Origin of the sequence: Kribbella soli (assembly GCF_004331345.1) — a bacterium.
Taxonomy (GTDB): domain Bacteria; phylum Actinomycetota; class Actinomycetes; order Propionibacteriales; family Kribbellaceae; genus Kribbella; species Kribbella soli.
On record NZ_SJJZ01000001.1, the window covers coordinates 1625334 to 1640771 of the forward strand.

The 15438-nt window shown below is 67.8% G+C and carries 17 protein-coding genes; 10 read left to right on the top strand and 7 right to left on the bottom strand.

Going from position 1 to position 15438, the window contains the following annotated elements:
- Positions 1 to 61 precede the first annotated feature (61 nt).
- Complete coding sequence (locus tag E0H45_RS08075) at positions 62 to 550, top strand: Lrp/AsnC family transcriptional regulator (RefSeq protein ID WP_131335678.1); 489 nt, start codon at positions 62 to 64, stop codon at positions 548 to 550.
- On the opposite strand, the gene E0H45_RS08080 is transcribed toward E0H45_RS08075, so the two are convergent.
- Entirely contained in the window at positions 547 to 1506 is a 960-nt protein-coding gene (locus tag E0H45_RS08080) for a LacI family DNA-binding transcriptional regulator (RefSeq protein WP_131335680.1), read from the bottom strand. The two genes, E0H45_RS08075 and E0H45_RS08080, sit on opposite strands and share 4 nt — an antisense overlap.
- A gap of 78 nt (positions 1507 to 1584) precedes the next feature.
- On the opposite strand from E0H45_RS08080, the gene E0H45_RS08085 reads away from it, so the two are divergent.
- Positions 1585 to 2901, top strand: a complete 1317-nt coding sequence (locus E0H45_RS08085; RefSeq protein ID WP_131335682.1) for a Gfo/Idh/MocA family protein — start codon at positions 1585 to 1587, stop codon at positions 2899 to 2901.
- 72 nt (positions 2902 to 2973) lie between these two features.
- Here E0H45_RS08085 and E0H45_RS08090 read toward each other — a convergent pair whose 3' ends face one another.
- Positions 2974 to 3390 carry a VOC family protein gene (locus E0H45_RS08090; RefSeq protein WP_131335684.1) on the bottom strand — a complete coding sequence of 139 codons (417 nt, stop codon included), beginning with the start codon at positions 3388 to 3390 and terminating at the stop codon, positions 2974 to 2976.
- A gap of 43 nt (positions 3391 to 3433) precedes the next feature.
- Entirely contained in the window at positions 3434 to 4438 is a 1005-nt protein-coding gene (locus tag E0H45_RS08095) for a magnesium and cobalt transport protein CorA (RefSeq protein ID WP_131335686.1), read from the bottom strand.
- A gap of 151 nt (positions 4439 to 4589) precedes the next feature.
- Between E0H45_RS08095 and E0H45_RS08100 the strand changes: the two genes are divergently transcribed.
- Together E0H45_RS08100 and E0H45_RS08105 are read left to right on the top strand one after the other, a co-directional pair.
- Positions 4590 to 5552, top strand: a complete 963-nt coding sequence (locus E0H45_RS08100; RefSeq protein WP_131335688.1) for a 2-hydroxyacid dehydrogenase — start codon at positions 4590 to 4592, stop codon at positions 5550 to 5552.
- Between the two features lie 98 nt (positions 5553 to 5650).
- Positions 5651 to 6130, top strand: coding sequence for a GNAT family N-acetyltransferase (locus E0H45_RS08105; RefSeq protein ID WP_131335691.1), 480 nt, complete (start codon positions 5651 to 5653; stop codon positions 6128 to 6130).
- Here E0H45_RS08105 and E0H45_RS08110 read toward each other — a convergent pair whose 3' ends face one another.
- Positions 6131 to 6763 (bottom strand): hypothetical protein, encoded by a 633-nt coding sequence (locus E0H45_RS08110; protein ID WP_131335693.1) that lies wholly within the window; start codon positions 6761 to 6763, stop codon positions 6131 to 6133.
- A 69-nt stretch (positions 6764 to 6832) separates the two neighbouring features.
- Here E0H45_RS08110 and E0H45_RS08115 point away from each other — a divergent pair, with 69 nt between their 5' ends.
- Positions 6833 to 8248, top strand: a complete 1416-nt coding sequence (locus E0H45_RS08115) for a serine hydrolase domain-containing protein (protein WP_202872225.1) — start codon at positions 6833 to 6835, stop codon at positions 8246 to 8248.
- Positions 8249 to 8251: 3 nt separating this feature from the next.
- Here the strand turns inward: E0H45_RS08115 and E0H45_RS08120 are convergent, their stop codons facing one another.
- Positions 8252 to 9136 carry an RNA polymerase sigma-70 factor gene (locus E0H45_RS08120; RefSeq protein WP_131335695.1) on the bottom strand — a complete coding sequence of 295 codons (885 nt, stop codon included), beginning with the start codon at positions 9134 to 9136 and terminating at the stop codon, positions 8252 to 8254.
- 167 nt (positions 9137 to 9303) lie between these two features.
- Between E0H45_RS08120 and E0H45_RS08125 the strand changes: the two genes are divergently transcribed.
- Entirely contained in the window at positions 9304 to 9792 is a 489-nt protein-coding gene (locus tag E0H45_RS08125) for a carboxymuconolactone decarboxylase family protein (RefSeq protein ID WP_131335697.1), read from the top strand.
- A 10-nt stretch (positions 9793 to 9802) separates the two neighbouring features.
- Here the strand turns inward: E0H45_RS08125 and E0H45_RS08130 are convergent, their stop codons facing one another.
- Positions 9803 to 10321 carry a DinB family protein gene (locus tag E0H45_RS08130; RefSeq protein WP_131335699.1) on the bottom strand — a complete coding sequence of 173 codons (519 nt, stop codon included), beginning with the start codon at positions 10319 to 10321 and terminating at the stop codon, positions 9803 to 9805.
- Between the two features lie 63 nt (positions 10322 to 10384).
- Positions 10385 to 10795, bottom strand: a complete 411-nt coding sequence (locus tag E0H45_RS08135; RefSeq protein ID WP_131335705.1) for a VOC family protein — start codon at positions 10793 to 10795, stop codon at positions 10385 to 10387.
- A 120-nt stretch (positions 10796 to 10915) separates the two neighbouring features.
- Here E0H45_RS08135 and E0H45_RS42370 point away from each other — a divergent pair, with 120 nt between their 5' ends.
- From E0H45_RS42370 to E0H45_RS08155, 4 genes are all read left to right on the top strand, one after another.
- Positions 10916 to 11290 carry a VOC family protein gene (locus E0H45_RS42370; RefSeq protein WP_165546379.1) on the top strand — a complete coding sequence of 125 codons (375 nt, stop codon included), beginning with the start codon at positions 10916 to 10918 and terminating at the stop codon, positions 11288 to 11290.
- Positions 11291 to 11536: 246 nt separating this feature from the next.
- Complete coding sequence (locus E0H45_RS08145) at positions 11537 to 12361, top strand: SGNH/GDSL hydrolase family protein (protein ID WP_165546380.1); 825 nt, start codon at positions 11537 to 11539, stop codon at positions 12359 to 12361.
- Between the two features lie 55 nt (positions 12362 to 12416).
- Complete coding sequence (locus tag E0H45_RS08150; protein ID WP_238154854.1) at positions 12417 to 13172, top strand: SGNH/GDSL hydrolase family protein; 756 nt, start codon at positions 12417 to 12419, stop codon at positions 13170 to 13172.
- A 317-nt stretch (positions 13173 to 13489) separates the two neighbouring features.
- Positions 13490 to 15382, top strand: coding sequence for a heparinase II/III domain-containing protein (locus tag E0H45_RS08155; RefSeq protein ID WP_238154855.1), 1893 nt, complete (start codon positions 13490 to 13492; stop codon positions 15380 to 15382).
- Positions 15383 to 15438: the final 56 nt, after the last annotated feature.

The window sequence follows — 15438 nt, forward strand, 5'->3', positions numbered from 1 at the left end:
ATCTATAGCTGGAATTATTGAGAGACGTTTGGCCTGGACCCGAGCCGAGGAGGTCGTGCGAATGTCCGACGAGGTGATCGTCCACCGGGCCGGTCCTGGACAGATTGTCGTCGCTCCGGCGCTCGACGAGATCGATCGGCAGATCATCGAGGCGCTCGGGCGGGACGGACGGCTGTCGATCCGGGCCCTCGCCGACGAGGTGCACATCTCCCGGGCGAACGCGTACGCGCGGGTCGAGCGGCTCACGAACACCGGCGTGATCACCGGTTTCACGGTCACCGTCGACCCGCTCAGACTCGGCCTGGCAACGTCGGCGTACGTCACGCTGAGTCTCCGCCAGAGCTCCTGGCGCACCCTCCGCAAGCAGCTCCAGGCGATCCCGGAGATCAAGCACATGGCGCTGGTCGGCGGCGACTTCGACGCGATCCTGCTGGTCCGCGCCGCCGACAACGAAGGCCTCCGCCGCCTCGTCCTGGAGAAGCTCCAGGCGATCCCCGAGGTCCTGGCGACCCGCACGGCGCTGATCTTCGAGGACGTCGGGACGCTCTAGCAGCCGCAGGACCTGCGCAGGATCAGTTCCGTCGGGACGGTCAGGGCCTCCATCGCGTCCTCACCGTCGATCAGCCGGCGGACGGCCTCGCGCGCCACCAGCTCGACAGGTTGGCGTACGACGGTCAGCGGCGGCCAGGTGTACTCCGTTTCAGGAGTGCCGTCGAAGGCTGCCACCGCCACGTCCTCCGGCACGCGGACACCGGCCTCGTGGAGTGCCCGCAGTACGCCGATCGCCTGCAGGTCGGAGCTGGCGAAGATCGCCGTGGGCTCGGCCTGCAGCAGGGTCTGGGCGGCGCGATAACCGCCCTCGCGGGAGAACGTCGCCCGCGCGATCGGCCCCTCGGGGAGGCCCGCGGCGGTCAGCGCGTCGCGCCAGCCGAGCTCGCGTTCGGGATGGCCAGCGCCGCCGATCACCAGGCCGATCACGCGATGCCCGTGCGAGATGAGGTGCTCGACACCTGTCCGAGCGCCCTCGCGGTACGCCGGCCGCACCGAGCTGACTGTCGGCAGCACCCGGTTGATCGCGATCACCGGGACCTCGACGTCGTCCAGCGACGGATCCGCGGTCGGCGCCACCAGGACGAGCCCGCTGACCTGGCGCGTGAGCAGCTCGGCGATCTTCGCCCGCTCGGTGACCGGATCCCCGTCGGCGCTCGTCTGCAGTACGACGTACCCGCGGGCCGCCGCCTCCCGGTCGATCGCCTTCGCGAGCTCCGCGAACAGCGGGTTGCCCCCGTCCGGGGTGATCAGCCCGAACGTCCGCGTCGTACCCATCCGCAACGCCCGCGCGGTCGCGTTCGGCCGGTACCCGAGCGCGCGGATCGCGTCGAGCACCCGCTCACGGGTCTCCGGGGCGACCTTCCGCGGGCCTTCGTTCACGACGTAGCTGACGACGGCCGTGCTGACTCCGGCGTACTCCGCCACGTCGTTGCGGGTCACCGGATCCTTGGGCATGCAGTGATGGTACGACGGTTGACCGGCCCGGAAAGCGATTGCTAGCGTCTGTGTCTACACGAGTAGAAGGAGTCCACCGTGGCCAGACGCTATGCAGTCGCCGGGACCGGTTCACGAGCGCAGTCGTACATCCGCGCGATCCTCCAGGAGCACCCCGAGGAGGCGGAGCTGGTCGCCCTGCTCGACCCGAACCCGGGCCGGCTGGCGTTCCACCAGGGCAAGCTGACCGAACTCGGCGGCCCCGAGCTCCCGCAGTACGGCGCCGACGACCTGGAGCGGATGGTCAAGGAGCGGGCCGTCGACCGCGTCGTCGTGACCAGCCCCGACTACACGCACGCGGCGGTCGTTTCGCGGCTGCTGCGGGCCGGCGCGGACGTGATCGTCGAGAAGCCGCTGACCATCGACGCGGACGGGACCCGGCAGATCGTCGACGCGATGAACGAGTCGGGCAAGTCCGTCGTCGTCACGTTCAACTACCGCTACTCACCGCGGAACAGCGCGCTGCGGCAGCTGATCCAGGACGGCGAGATCGGGCAGGTCACCAGCATCGAGTTCCAGTGGGTGCTCGACACCCGGCACGGCGCGGACTACTTCCGCCGCTGGCACCGCGAGAAGAAGAACTCCGGCGGCCTGCTGGTCCACAAGGCGTCCCACCACTTCGACCTGGTGAACTGGTGGATCGCATCGACGCCGACCCGCGTGTTCGCCTCCGGCGGGCTGGCCTTCTACGGCTCCGACAACGCGGCGGCCCGCGGCCTCGGTGAGCGTCCGGCGCGCGGCACGATCGACGGTTCCGCCGACGACCCGTGGCTGCTCGACCTGCGCACCGACGACACGAATCGGCAGCTGTACTACGAGAGCGAGAAGTACGACGGGTACCTGCGCGACCAGGACGTGTTCGCTCCGGGGATCACGATCGAGGACAACATGTCCGTGATCGCGGAGTACGCGAACGGCGCGCGACTGAGCTACTCACTGAACGCGCACTCGCCGTGGGAGGGGTACCGCGTTTCCGTCAACGGCACCCTCGGCCGCGCCGAGCTGGAAGTGGTCGAGCGGGCCGCGGTCGTCGACGACCAGATCGACCCGAGCTACCCGTCCGACCGCGTGATCGCCGGCGACGTCCGCACCAACGGCGAGCGGCTCGTCCTGCAGAAGCACTGGGCGCCGGCCGTCGAGGTCGAGATCCCCCGCGGCGAAGGCGGCCACGGCGGCGGCGACCGTCTGATCTACGCCGACCTCTTCGTCGGTCCCGGCGACGATCCGCTGCACCGCGCCGCCGACGTCAACGACGGTGTCCGCGCCGTCGCTGTCGGCATCGCGGCCAACCAGTCACTCGCCAGCGGCCAGCCGGTCGTCGTCGCCGACCTCAACCTCGGCGGCTGGAGCAAGTAGACGCTTGCGTCCGAAGATCTGTGGGTCAGAGCCCTCGGATCTTCGGACGCAAGAGAATTTGTGTCGGCGGAACTACCAGGCGGCGGGCTGGCCTGGGCGGTGCGTGCCGAAGGTCCATTCGTAGCCCTCGGGGTCGGCGACGCGGCAGCGGTAGTTGCCCCACTTGGACAGCTCGGGTTTCCAGACCACCTCCGCTCCGGCAGCGGTTGCCTTCGTGAAGACGGCGTCGACCTCGTCTTGCGTGTCGAAGGCGATGTACATTCCGTGGCCGACGGTTTCGCCCTTGCGGGCGGGCCTGTCGTAGCCCTCCTCGTCGGTGAACAGCGTGAACGCGACCCCGCCGTACCGCATCTCCGAGTGCATGATGCCGCCCTTGTCGTCCGGGACCTCCATCGTGGTCTCGAACCCGAATGCCTTCTCGAGCCAGCGGAGTGCGCCGGGGGCGTCGCGGTAGCCGAAGTACGCGTGGAACGTTGCCGTGTTGGTCATGCATCCAGCATTGCCGGGGTAGCGGACAGGCCGCGGCCGCTACTCAGGCGGCCTCTCGTCTTGCTGCTCGTTGGCGGCGGAACCAGATCGCTAGGGCGATGCAGGGCACCAGGAGTCCACCGACGCCCAGGACGAGGAAGTCCCATTCCGCTCCGATGTGGTCGACGAGCCAGGCGAAGTTCTGCCCGAAGAAGCCGGTGACGAAGGTCAGCGGGAGGAAGACCGTGGCCAGGATCGTGAGCTGCTCGATCGTCGCGTTCTGCCGGACGCTGACCTTGGTCTGCTCGACACCGATCACTGCCATGTTCGCCTCCAGGACGGTGGCGAGCAGGTCGCGCTGAGCGGCGACCTCTTCGTTCACCAGGACGAGGTGGTCGTGCACGTCCCGGAAGTACGGCAGCAGGTCGGTGTCGCGGGCGCCGCGCTCCAGGGTGGCTAGCACTGCTAGCAGCGGGTGTACGGCGCGGTAGAAGTCGGTCACCTCGCGGCGCAGGAAATAGATCCGCTCGGTCGGAGCGACCGAACCGGCGAACACCGTCCGCTCGACCTCCTCGATGTCCCGCTCCAGTTCGGCGACGACCGGGCCGTAGCCGTCGACGACCTGGTCGAGGATCGCCCAGAGCACCGAACTCGTGCCGCACTCCAACAGCTCGGGCCGCTGCTCGAGCCGGATCCGCGCCCCGTGCAGGTCACTGGCCACGCCCTGACGGACGGTGATCACGAACGCCGGCCCGACGAAGACGCTGACCTCGCCGAAGTCCACTTCCTCACGCTCGTCGTCGTACCGGGCGGTGCGCAGGATGACGAGGCGGACATCGCCCTCGTACGGCTCGACCTTGGGGCGGAGGTGAAACGTTTGCGCGTCCTCGACGGCCAGCTCGTGCAGGCCGAAACTCTCCCGGACCTCGGTGAGTTCCTCGGCGGTGGGCTCGTACATGCCCAGCCACACGAACCCGCCGGCCCGGCAACTCGCGGCGGCGTCGGCGACCGACATCGCCTCGACGTGCTGACGGCGTCCGTCCCGGTAGTAAGCGCAGTCGATGATCATGGTGACCTCCTCCCCTGATCGTCGTCTTTCCGGCCGCCGGGGCAACAGGGGCCGCGAGAGAAGCGGGGGTGAACTTCGGTTCCTGTCCAGGCCGTGAGAAATGCGGCCCGAGTTCCTGGTCCGGCCGCCGACGGTCGACAAGGATGAAGGCATGGGACTACCAGTCGTACTGATGCCAGGACCGATGCACGAAGCCGTCGCCGCCGGGTTGGACGGTCACTGCGAGCTGATCCGGCTCTGGGAGGAGAGCGACCCGGACGCCGTACTCGCGGCCCGCCGGGACGAGATCGTCGCCGTCGCCACGGGCGGTACGGCGATCGACGGCCCGTACCTCGACCGCCTGCCCGCGGTCCGCCTGGTCGCGAGCTTCGGCGTCGGCTACGACCGCATCGATGCGACCGCCGCCGCCGAGCGCGGTGTGGTGGTCACCAACACCCCTGGCGTTCTGGACGACGAGGTCGCCGACACCGCACTCGGTCTGCTGCTGATGACCGTCCGCGAACTAGGGCAGGCCGAGCGCTACCTCCGCGACGGCAAGTGGGCCGGCGGCGGACCGTACCCGTTGACCCGCGCAACCATGCACGGCCGCCGGATGGGCATCCTCGGCCTCGGCCGCATCGGCCAGGCGATCGCCGACCGCGTCCAGCCCTTCGGCATCACCGTTGCCTACCACAACCGCAGCCCGAAGGACGTCGAATACCAGTACTACCCGTCCCTCGTCGAGATGGCCGCCGACGTCGACATCCTGATGATCGTCATCCCCGGCGGCGACACCACCCGCCACCTCGTCAACGCCGAAGTACTCAAGGCCCTGGGCCCCGACGGCATCGTCATCAACGTGGCCCGTGGCACCGTCGTCGACGAACAGGCTCTGGTCGACGCCCTCCGCACCAACACCATCCACGCGGCCGGCCTGGACGTCTTCGAACACGAGCCGAAGGTCCACCCCGACCTCCTCACCCTCCCCAACGCCGTCCTCCTCCCCCACGTAGGCTCCGCCACCATCCCCACCCGAACCGCCATGGCCAACCTGGTAGTCCAAAACCTCACCACCTACCTGACAACAGGCGCCCCCGTAACCCCCGTCCCCGAATCCACCCACCTACTCGACTGACCAGACCGCCCGCCAAGGGGATGGGTTGGTGGAAATCGTTGGCTGGCGGGTCGTTCGGCGTCGTAGCCTGCGGTTGAGACGGCGGGAGGTGGATTGCTGTGTATGAGGTTGTGGTTCCGTTGGTGGTTCGGGATTTGACGGTTGCGGATTTGCCGGGGTTGGGGGAGCCGCCGACGAAGGTCGTTGCTATGGGCAAGGAGTTGGAGCGGGTTCCGGCTGGGGAGGCTGATTATCTTGCGGTTTGCGGGCCTTCGGGGCTGCCGATCGGGTTCGGTGCGGTGGATTACATGAAGCCTGCAGGTGGGGCGACGTTGAACCAGTTGTCGGTGGTGGAGGCGTTTCAGTCGTGTGGGGTCGGGACGATTCTCGTTCGTGCGCTGGAGGACCGGATCCGCGCGCGAGGGCTGCCGTTTGCGGAGTTGGGTGTGGATGATGCGCGCCCGCGGGCGCAGCGGTTGTACGAGCGGCTTGGGTACGTCGTGAGCGGGAGCGAGCTCGGTTCGTGGGACGAGGACGCGCCGGACGGATCCGTCAGGCGCTACGAAACGACCATCACCCTGTTGCGCAAACAGCTGTAGTCACAGCGAGATCGGGTGGCCGTACTGCGCGACGTACGACTCCTGGTTCGGGGTCAGCGGCGTTCGGTCGACAGCGGTTCGGTAGAAGATGTCGTTGTCCATCCACCAGCGCCAGGTGAACTCGGCGAACGAGTTGGCGACTACGACGTACCCGCTGGATACCTGTTGGTAGTACGCGGCGTCGTCGGGGTCGAGGGTGAAGCCGGCGGGGAACGTTGTGCCGACCACGGCGGAGGTTCCGTCGTCGCCGAGGTACAGGAACCAGTGGTAGACCCATTGGGAGTCCGAGATCAGGTGCAGGAGACGGCCGCCCTCGACTGCGACAGTGAAGTCGCCGAGGTCGAAGTACGAGTCGGTGGCACTTCTCAGGCGGTCGCGTAGCCCTTCGCCCAGGAAGCGCGCGAAGTCGTCGGGCACGGTCGCGCGGTCCCCGAGAAGATCAGCCACAGCATCAGTCGAGAGGTCCCTGACGGCATCTTCGGAGGCGACCGCCAGGTAGTCCTCGGGATGGCGGGGCGCGTCCCGTAGCCATTCGAGGTGGGCGACGTCGACGGGCGCGGGCGGGAGCTCGTGGTAGCCGACGTACGTGGCGAGGATCCGCTCCGGGGACGTGCCGGGAACTTGGATGGTCACCCACCGACGCGGCAACTGGGCCAGAAAAAGCACAGGCCTACCGTCCCACAGCGTTGTTACTGTTCCAGAATGTCTGCCCTGTTGCCGCGATCGACGCCCGCTGCGTCAGGCGTGTCGGCCCGTTCGATCGTCGAGCTGCTGGATCGCCTCGAAGCAGAAGCCGTCGAGTGTCACTCGATCATGGTCGTACGTCGCGGTCACGTCGTCGCGGAAGGCTGGTGGGCGCCGTACTCGGCCGAACGCCCGCACCTGCTGTACTCGCTGACCAAGTCGTTCACCTCGATCGCCGTGGGCCTCGCGATCACCGACGGGCTGCTCGCGCTGGACGATCGGGTGGTGGACGTGTTGCCCGACCACGTTCCGGAGGACATCTCGGAGCAGGGCCGCCGGATCACCGTTCACCACCTGCTGTCCATGACGGCCGGCCACGCCGAGGACAGCCTCGAAGAAGCCTGGCGACTGGAACCGGGCGATCTGGTGAAGGGCTTCCTCCGTACGCCGTTCGCCGCGCCGGAGGGAACCGAGCACACCTACGACAACTCGACCACGTTCATCCTGGCCCGGATGGTGGAACGGGTCACGGGCCGCGACCTCCGGGAACTGCTCGACGAACGCATCTTCCAGCCGATGGGCATCGACCACGCCGAATGGGACCAGGTGGCGAGCGGCGCCGCGTTCGGATTCCACGGACTGCACCTCACCACCGAGGCCGTCGCCGCCTTCGGTGAACTGCTGCTCCGCGGCGGCCTCTGGCACGACCGCCAACTCGTCCCGCGCGAATGGGTCGAGCTGGCGACCAGCCGGCACATCGACACGCTGCCCCTCCCGGACTCGTGGCAGAACCCCGACTTTCTGGGCGGGTACGGCTACCAGTTCTGGCAGTCGCGCCACGGCTACCACGGTTACGGCTCCTTCGGCCAGTACTGCGTGGTTGTGCCGTCCCACGATCTGGTGGTCGTCGTCACCGGCTCCATCGAGCAGGAAGACCCCCTACCCGGTCTCTTCTGGGAGTACCTGTTGCCCGGCCTGGATGACACGGGAAGCCCTCAGGACGACGATCTCCTCGCTGATCGGCTGCGGCAGCTGTCCTTGGCGCCGGTGCCGGGTTCGGCGGCCCCGGAACGTTCCGTCAAGGCGAGACTGGACGGCTCCGCGGAGGATTCGCCGCTGCCTGACGGAACCGCGGTGCTCGTCGATCCCCTGGACGGTGGATGGCGTCTGCGGCTCGGGTCGCTCCTCGACTTCGCGGTCGGCCACGGCCAATGGCGGGAGAGTTCGCCGCTCGGCCGCCCTGTCGTCGCGGCCGGCGCCTGGCAGGGCAACACGTTCGTCGCCGAGCTGTACGTCATCACCACCCCGCACCGAGTCCGGCTCGTGGTCGATGCAGGGACAGCGGTGGCAACGTGGAACATCGTGCCCCTGACCGGGCCCAATCTGGTGCTGCATGTGCAGTCGCCGCTGATGACCCGGCCCGACGTCTCCTAGGTCTCAGCGGGTCAGGAAGGTCTCTTCCGTGAGGTGGGCGAGCTTCGCGGGGTTCCGTACGGCGTAGAGGCCGGCGATCTTGCCGTCTTCTACGTGCAGGACGGTGACGGTGTCCACCTCGCCGGTGAAGCGAAGGATCAACGCGGGTTGCCCGTTGATCTGGGTGATTTCGAGGGAGCCTTCGGCGAGGCGTTCCACGGCCAGGGCGAGGAGGCGGGCGACCTTTTCGGCGCCGACGACCGGGCGTGGGAGGGCCTGGACCACGCCGCCGCCGTCGCCCAGGAAGACCACGTCGGGGGCGAGGATGTCGACCAGGCCCTGGATGTCGCCGGTGTTCACCGCACGCTGGAATGCCTTCAGGGCGTCGCGCGTCTCGTTGGCGGAGACAACGCCGCGCGGGCGGCGGGCGGCCACGTGGGAGCGGGCTCGGTGGGCTACCTGGCGAACGGCTTCGGGCGTCTTGTCGACGGCCTTGGCGATCTCGTCGTAGTCGAGACCGAACACCTCGCGGAGGACGAACACGGCGCGTTCGGTCGGCTTGAGCGTTTCGAGGACCAGCAGCATCGCCATCGAGACGCTGTCGGCGAGTTCGACGTCCTCGGCGACGTCCGGCGCGGTGAGCAGCGGTTCGGGAAGCCACGGGCCGACGTACGACTCCTTGCGGCGACCGAGGGTGCGGAGGCGCTGGAGGGCCTGGCGGCTGGCGATCCGGACCAGGTACGCGCGGTGGTCCTGCACCGTGTCGAGATCCACCTTGACCCAGCGCAGCCAGGTCTCCTGCAGGACGTCCTCGGCGTCCGCGGCCGAGCCGAGGAGTTCGTAGGCGACGGTGAACAGGAGGTTGCGATGGGCAACGAAGGCCTCGGTGGCCCGGTCCGTACCGGTCATGAGCTGGTCTCCTCGTCCGCGCGTCGGTCACCCACCAGACGCCGCTCGGCCGGATTCTGTGACATCTCCGGCTGTATGGCGCTCGTCACGTCCTGAAATCGTCACGGGAGTCGCGCCGGCGGCATCTCGTGTTCGTCCAGTAGATCCCATGAGTGAGGACGACGACGATGGAACCCCGTATCGACCTGATGCAGCACGAACTCGGCGGCAAGCTCGCGAAGCGCATGTTCGCGGTCCACATGCTCGTCCAGCAGACCGGCCTGCCGCCTGCGACCCAGAATCTGGTGATGCTGCGAGCCAGCCAGATCAACGGCTGCGGAAACTGCATCGACATGCACGCGAAGGAGGCCGCGGCCGAGGGAGAGACCGCGACCCGGCTGAACCTGGTCGCGGGCTGGCGGCACTCCACGGTCTTCACCGAGGAGGAGCAGGCCGCGCTGGCGATGACCGAGGAGGCGACCCGGCTCGCCGACGCGTCCGAAGGTGTCTCGGACGAGACCTGGGCCCGCGCAGCGAAGTACTACGACGAGAACCAGCTGATCGGGCTGGTCACGCTGATCGCCATGATCAACGCGTCCAACCGCATGGCCGTCACCCTCAACCAGCTCGGCGGCTCCTACGAACCGGGTCTGATGACCGCCGCGGTCGACGGCTGAACAACCGGGGTTACTGGGCGGAGGTCTTGTCCAGGTCCCAGATGCGCTCGGTCTCCCAGGCGTATTCCCAGGCTTGGATGTCGGGGGGCTCGATGCCCAGACCGGTCAGGATGGCGCAGACCTGTTCGCGGTGGTGGTTGGCGTGGTTGATCGCCTGGGCGACGAAGATGCCGACCCGGGTGCCGCGGGTCTCGTTGTCGACGATGATCACGCGTTCGACGTCGATCGGCTGGGTCAGGAAGTACTCCCAGAGGGCGCCGGCCTCGGCGTTCCAGGTGGCCAGGGTCTCCAGGTCGGTCGCCGGTTCGCTGTCGACGTACTCGAGGGGCCGGTCCGCGATCCGGCGCAGGTAGCTGCCGTCGCAGCGGACGATGTGGTCGAGGGTCGCGAGAATGCCGCCGTACGTGCCGACGCCGGTGATCTCGAGCTGCTCAGCGGTCAGGTTCTGGGCGATGCAGAACCTGATCAGGCTCCCGGTCGCCCAGTTGTTGTGCCGGATCGGGTCGTACAGCACGTCGTTGAGTCCCATACCGGACCAAGGTAGCCGCGCGACGCTCCCCGGGGACACCGAATTTCCCCGGGGAGCCGGGTGTCAGCTCGCGGCGATGTTGACCATCCAGTTGATGCCGAACCTGTCGGTGACCATGCCGAACTCGTCGCCCCACATCTGCTTCTCCAGCGGGACCGTCACCTTGCCGCCGTCGGCGGACAGCTTCTCGTAGTAGCCGCGCAGCTCGTCGCCTTCGCCGCTGAGGCTGATCGAGATGTTCTCGCCCGGGTTGTACGGCATGCCCTGCGGCGTGTCGGAGGCCATCAGGGTGAACCCGCTCGGGGTCTCCAGCTGGCTGTGCATCAGCTTCTCGTCGTCGTCCGGTCCGTGACCGGCGCCGAACTCCTTGAAGGTGTTCGAGGACAGATCGCCGCCGAAGACCCCCTGGTAGAACTCCATCGCCGCGCGCGCGTCGCCGTCGAACTGGATGTACGGATTGAGCCGAGATGCCATCGAACTGTCCTTCCCCCACATCGGCCGGACCCTCTGGCCCGACCCCATGGTCCGCACAGTAGACCCGGCCGCCGACAGTTCGCGACCCCCTGAAACCCACCGTGCGGTTAAGGTCTCGGCATGTTGCTGCGACACATCACGATCGATGCTGGAGACCCCTACAAGCTCGCGCAGTTCTGGAGCAGCGTGACTGGCTGGCCGGTGGCCGACGGGGACGAGCCGGGAGACGACGAGGTCCTGGTGCAGGCGCCGGCACCTGCTCCCGGGATGCTGTTCATCGCGGTCCCGGAAGGAAAGTCCGTGAAGAACCGGGTGCACCTCGACTGGGGCCCGACGGAGCGTACGCGGGACCAGGAGGTCGAGCGGATCCTGTCGCTCGGCGGCACGATCCACGAGGACCACCGGGTCCCGGACGGCCGCGGCTGGGTCACCATGAAGGACCTCGAAGGCAACGAGTTCTGCGTCGAACGCAGCGACGCGGAGCGCGCCGGCTGAGCTAGCCACCCGTCGTGATCGAACGCCCACGTCCCGTCACTCGCGATCACGTGTGACGGGGTCGGGTTCCGGCATGGCCGGAATCTATCCAGGATTTGGGTCTTCGGGGATCCTGGGGTGGGGAACCGGGGGGTTCGCTCCGGGGTGTTGGGGGGTAGGGGCATGCAGCGAAATCGGGGGTCACCGCGTCATGTCAGTGTAGGAAGACGGCGACGGAGGCTGGGGGACGTCGAGATGTTGCATCAGGTGGGGGAACGGCCGGGTCATGCACACCACAGGAAGCCGTCCGCGCTGCGGGCCTTCTTGGGGTCGGTCGTAGCGATCGTCGTGACGCTGCTCGTGGTGGCGTTGCTCGGTGGCGTGCTCGTCGTACTCGATCCGCGGTCGACCAGCGCCGACACCACGGTCGGCGGGTCGTACAGCGTTCCGTCGAGCGGGCCGGGGCGCTACGGATCGGGCACGCTCGGCCCGTGGCAGAAGCTGATCCACCGGATCAGTCCTGAGGACCAGATCCGCGAAGTGCTCGCCTTCGACGGGGTCTTCATGTTCGGCGACAGCATCGCCGTCCAGGACAGCAGCGCGCTCGAGCGGCTGCTGGCGGATCGCACCGGTGACTCGATCGCCTTCCACGACTGGTCCGGGCAGCCGGCGTCGGCGGCGGTCGACGCGCTCGAAGAGTGGTCGCGTAGCTACGGTCTGCCGCGGCGGATCGTGATCGCTGCCGGTACGAACGACATCTTCGACCCGCCCGCGTTCGAGGCACAGGTCGAGCGCGCGCTGCGGATCGCCGGGCCGGACCGGACGGTGTACTGGGTGAACGTGTACGTGGGGCGCGCCAAGGTGTCGGCCGCCGTACGGGATGCCGATCTCGCCAACAGCGCCTGGATCAACCAGCAACTGCAGGACGCGGCGTTCCGGCACCCGAACCTGCGGATCATCGACTGGTCCGGGTTCCTGACGTCCCAGCCGAACCGCCCGGCGCAGTACCTCCGCGACGGCGTCCACACCAGCCAGCCGGTCGGGGGCTCGGCCCGCAACGAACTGATCGCGGACGCCGTCCGAACTCGCTAGCCGACATGCCAACCTGAGGGCCGACCTCCGCGTGAACAGAGCTGAGGAGGTAGGCATGTTCATCAAACGCTGGTCGACCTCGGCCGCCGTCATCGTGGTCCTGACCGCATTCCTCCTGGCGCTGCTGCACCTCGAAGCCCCGGCCGCACACGCGAAGTCAGCCGCACCGGTCGTCAGCTCGGGAACCTACGGATCCGGCGCGCTCGGATCCTGGCAGGCGAACAACCGCGTGATCTCGAGCAGCGCGGAAGTCCGCCACGTCGTCGCGACCGACGGCGTGGTGCTTTTCGGTGACAGCATCGCCGTACAGGACGGCGCAGCGCTCGGCCGGCTCCTCCGACAACAACTGGGTACGTCGTTCGCGCAGTACAGCTGGGCCGGTCAACCGACGTCCGCCGCAGTCGACGCGATGGCAGCCTGGGCCCGCGAGTACGGCCTCCCGCGGCGGATCGTGATGGCGGTCGGGACCAACGACATCTTCGACCCGCCCGCGTTCGCGGCACAGGTCGAGCGCGCGCTCCGGATCGCCGGCCCGCAGCGGACCGTGTACTGGGTCGACGTACAGGTCTCCCGGACCGATGAGCCGCCCGCGGTCCAGGTCGCCGATCAGCGCAACAGCGAGTGGATCAACCTGCAACTGGCGCAGGCGGCACTGCGGCATCCGAACCTGCGGATCGTCCGTTGGGCCGAGTTCCTCGCGGCCCGTCCCGAGCGGCTGCACACCGACCTGCGCGACGGCCGGCACACGACCGTGCCAGACGGCCAGAACGCGCGGAACGCCCTGATTCTGCAGGCGATCCGGCCCAACTGACGCTGCCCTTCCGGGCAACCGGAACCGAAGTCGCCGATCCGCGCAACTTTTCGGACCGCTCGCGGCATCTATCAGGTAGAGGAACCAATCTGACCTCGGGGGGGAACCGACGGCGACGTACCTGACAGGAGCTGACCGGCAGATTTGATGCCGGGTGCAACCTTCGGCGACTCGCTCCGCGTTCTCTGAAGTACCGCGTTTCTGAAGTACCGCGACTCAGCGACACAACCACTTGACTCTGTCCCGGGGATCGCCCCACCCGAATTCAGGTCTAGGCCAGAATAGGCATGCCCTCAGGTATGCGGGGAGGACCAACGATGCCCGCGAGACATCTGCGCACGTCCAGTACGACGTTGCGACTCACGATCGCACTGCTCGTGAGCACCGCCGTACTCGGCGCCGTACTGATGATCCCGTGGGGCGGCTCCGAGCCGGAGGCCGCTCCGGATCCGACTGTCAGCCACACACCCGAGCCGCCGACCGCCCCGCCGGCGCCGGTGCGGCAGAACGTCTACACGTGCCCGGCGTACAGCGGGATCGACCACGCGAACCCGGTCGCCAATCTCTACAAGGACACGTTCACGTGGGGTACGACGCCGCCGACCAAGGTCGGTGACGGCAAGGGGAACATCAACTGGCGGATGAACCCGCCCAACAACCCCAGCTGGTACATGTGGCTGCACTCGCTTCGTTGGCTGGGGCAAGGAATCACCGCCGCCGCGGCCGGCGACAAGGCCGCACTGCAGCGGGTCAGCGCGATCACCCACGACTGGGTCAAGGACAACCCGTACTCGTGGAAGTCCGACGTCGGCGCGTACGAGTCGACGATGCACCGCACCAACGTGCTGATCTGTCTGCGCCAGGCGGTGCTGTCAGGGCTGCACGTCGCGAAGCTGCCGCTGACGTACGCGTGGCTGGACAAGGCGCTGATGGAGCACGCGTGGTTCCTGCAGAAGAACTACAGCGGCGACTGGAACCACGGCACCGACGAGAGCCTGGCGCTGTTCGGGATCGGGTGCACGCTGCAGCGCGACGATCTGAAGAAGATCGCGTCCGACCGGCTGACGAGTGCGATCAAGACGTCGATCGACACGCAGGGCTCGACGAACGAGCAGTCGACGGCGTACGCGCAGTTCAACTACGTGCTCTGGGGGCGGGCGATCGACGTACTGCGTAAGTGCGGCGTCGACCCCGGTACGACGATCACGGCGCGCCGGCGGGAACTCGCGAAATGGCTCGCGCTGGCGACCAACTCGCTCGGGAACCTGCCGCAGCTCGGCGACTCCGAGGTGGTGCGCACGGTGCCCGTCACCGGGACGGTCCTCGAGTACGCCGGTACGCGCGGAGCCCGCGGGATCCGGCCGACGCAGCGGATCGGGATCTTCGACGCCGGGTACATCTTCGGGCGGACCGGATGGGGCGAGACGCGGCCGTTCACGCAGGAGTCGACGTACAGCATCCGGTTCGGGCCGTCGCAGAAGCTGCACGGACACAACGACCACACGTCGATCACGTACACCTCGCGCGGGCGCGACATCCTGATCGACGGCGGGCACGCCGGGTACAAGGTGGACGACTGGCGGTTCTGGGCGAAGAGTCAGTTCGCGCACAACGAGATGGTCGTGAAGTCGGCGACCGGACACCCGGAGACCAAGCTGGTGCGGTCGTCGATCAAGGCGACGTCGGAGTTCTACGAGCTGCACGACTCACCGGGGGCCGGGATCGACCGGACGCGGGACGTGCTGGTGCTGAAGGATCCCGATCTGATGGTGGTGCTGGATCGCGGTTCGTCGGCTGCGGATCAGGAGTACTCGACGCTGTGGCACCTGCCGGCGGACCAGAAGGTGGTTGTCAGTGGCAACGACAGGGCGGTGGCGGCGCGGCCGGGTGACACGGTGAAGACGACGCTGCTGCAGATCCCGTTCCAGCAGCAGACGACGCCGATCGAGGTGACGACCGGGCAGCAGGACCCGATCCAGGGATGGCACTACACGACGATCGACAAGCGGCTGCCGTCGCCGGTGGTGAAGTTCAACCGGTCCGGGCAGAACGCGAGCATCCTGTCCGTGATCGCGCCGACCCGCACCAACGCGACGGTGTCGTACACGACGTCGATGCAGGGCTCGCGGATGGTCGTGAACCTGACGGTCGACGGCGTGACGACGGTGATCGGTATCGCGGCGGACGGGACGATGCAGCGGATCAAGTAGGTGGTGAACCGCCACGCAGGCAGAAGTCCCCTTTTAGCGCGGATTTCGTCGATTTT

Coding starts and splice junctions, on each gene's coding strand:
- E0H45_RS08155 (WP_238154855.1), top strand. CDS start 13,490: ATGCCCGCGAGACATCTGCGCACGTCCAGTACGACGTTGCGACTCACG.
- E0H45_RS08135 (WP_131335705.1), bottom strand. CDS start 10,795: ATGGCATCTCGGCTCAATCCGTACATCCAGTTCGACGGCGACGCGCGC.
- E0H45_RS08125 (WP_131335697.1), top strand. CDS start 9,304: ATGGAACCCCGTATCGACCTGATGCAGCACGAACTCGGCGGCAAGCTC.
- E0H45_RS08120 (WP_131335695.1), bottom strand. CDS start 9,136: ATGACCGGTACGGACCGGGCCACCGAGGCCTTCGTTGCCCATCGCAAC.
- E0H45_RS42370 (WP_165546379.1), top strand. CDS start 10,916: ATGTTGCTGCGACACATCACGATCGATGCTGGAGACCCCTACAAGCTC.
- E0H45_RS08100 (WP_131335688.1), top strand. CDS start 4,590: ATGGGACTACCAGTCGTACTGATGCCAGGACCGATGCACGAAGCCGTC.
- E0H45_RS08150 (WP_238154854.1), top strand. CDS start 12,417: ATGTTCATCAAACGCTGGTCGACCTCGGCCGCCGTCATCGTGGTCCTG.
- E0H45_RS08090 (WP_131335684.1), bottom strand. CDS start 3,390: ATGACCAACACGGCAACGTTCCACGCGTACTTCGGCTACCGCGACGCC.
- E0H45_RS08095 (WP_131335686.1), bottom strand. CDS start 4,438: ATGATCATCGACTGCGCTTACTACCGGGACGGACGCCGTCAGCACGTC.
- E0H45_RS08075 (WP_131335678.1), top strand. CDS start 62: ATGTCCGACGAGGTGATCGTCCACCGGGCCGGTCCTGGACAGATTGTC.
- E0H45_RS08080 (WP_131335680.1), bottom strand. CDS start 1,506: ATGCCCAAGGATCCGGTGACCCGCAACGACGTGGCGGAGTACGCCGGA.
- E0H45_RS08115 (WP_202872225.1), top strand. CDS start 6,833: ATGTCTGCCCTGTTGCCGCGATCGACGCCCGCTGCGTCAGGCGTGTCG.
- E0H45_RS08130 (WP_131335699.1), bottom strand. CDS start 10,321: ATGGGACTCAACGACGTGCTGTACGACCCGATCCGGCACAACAACTGG.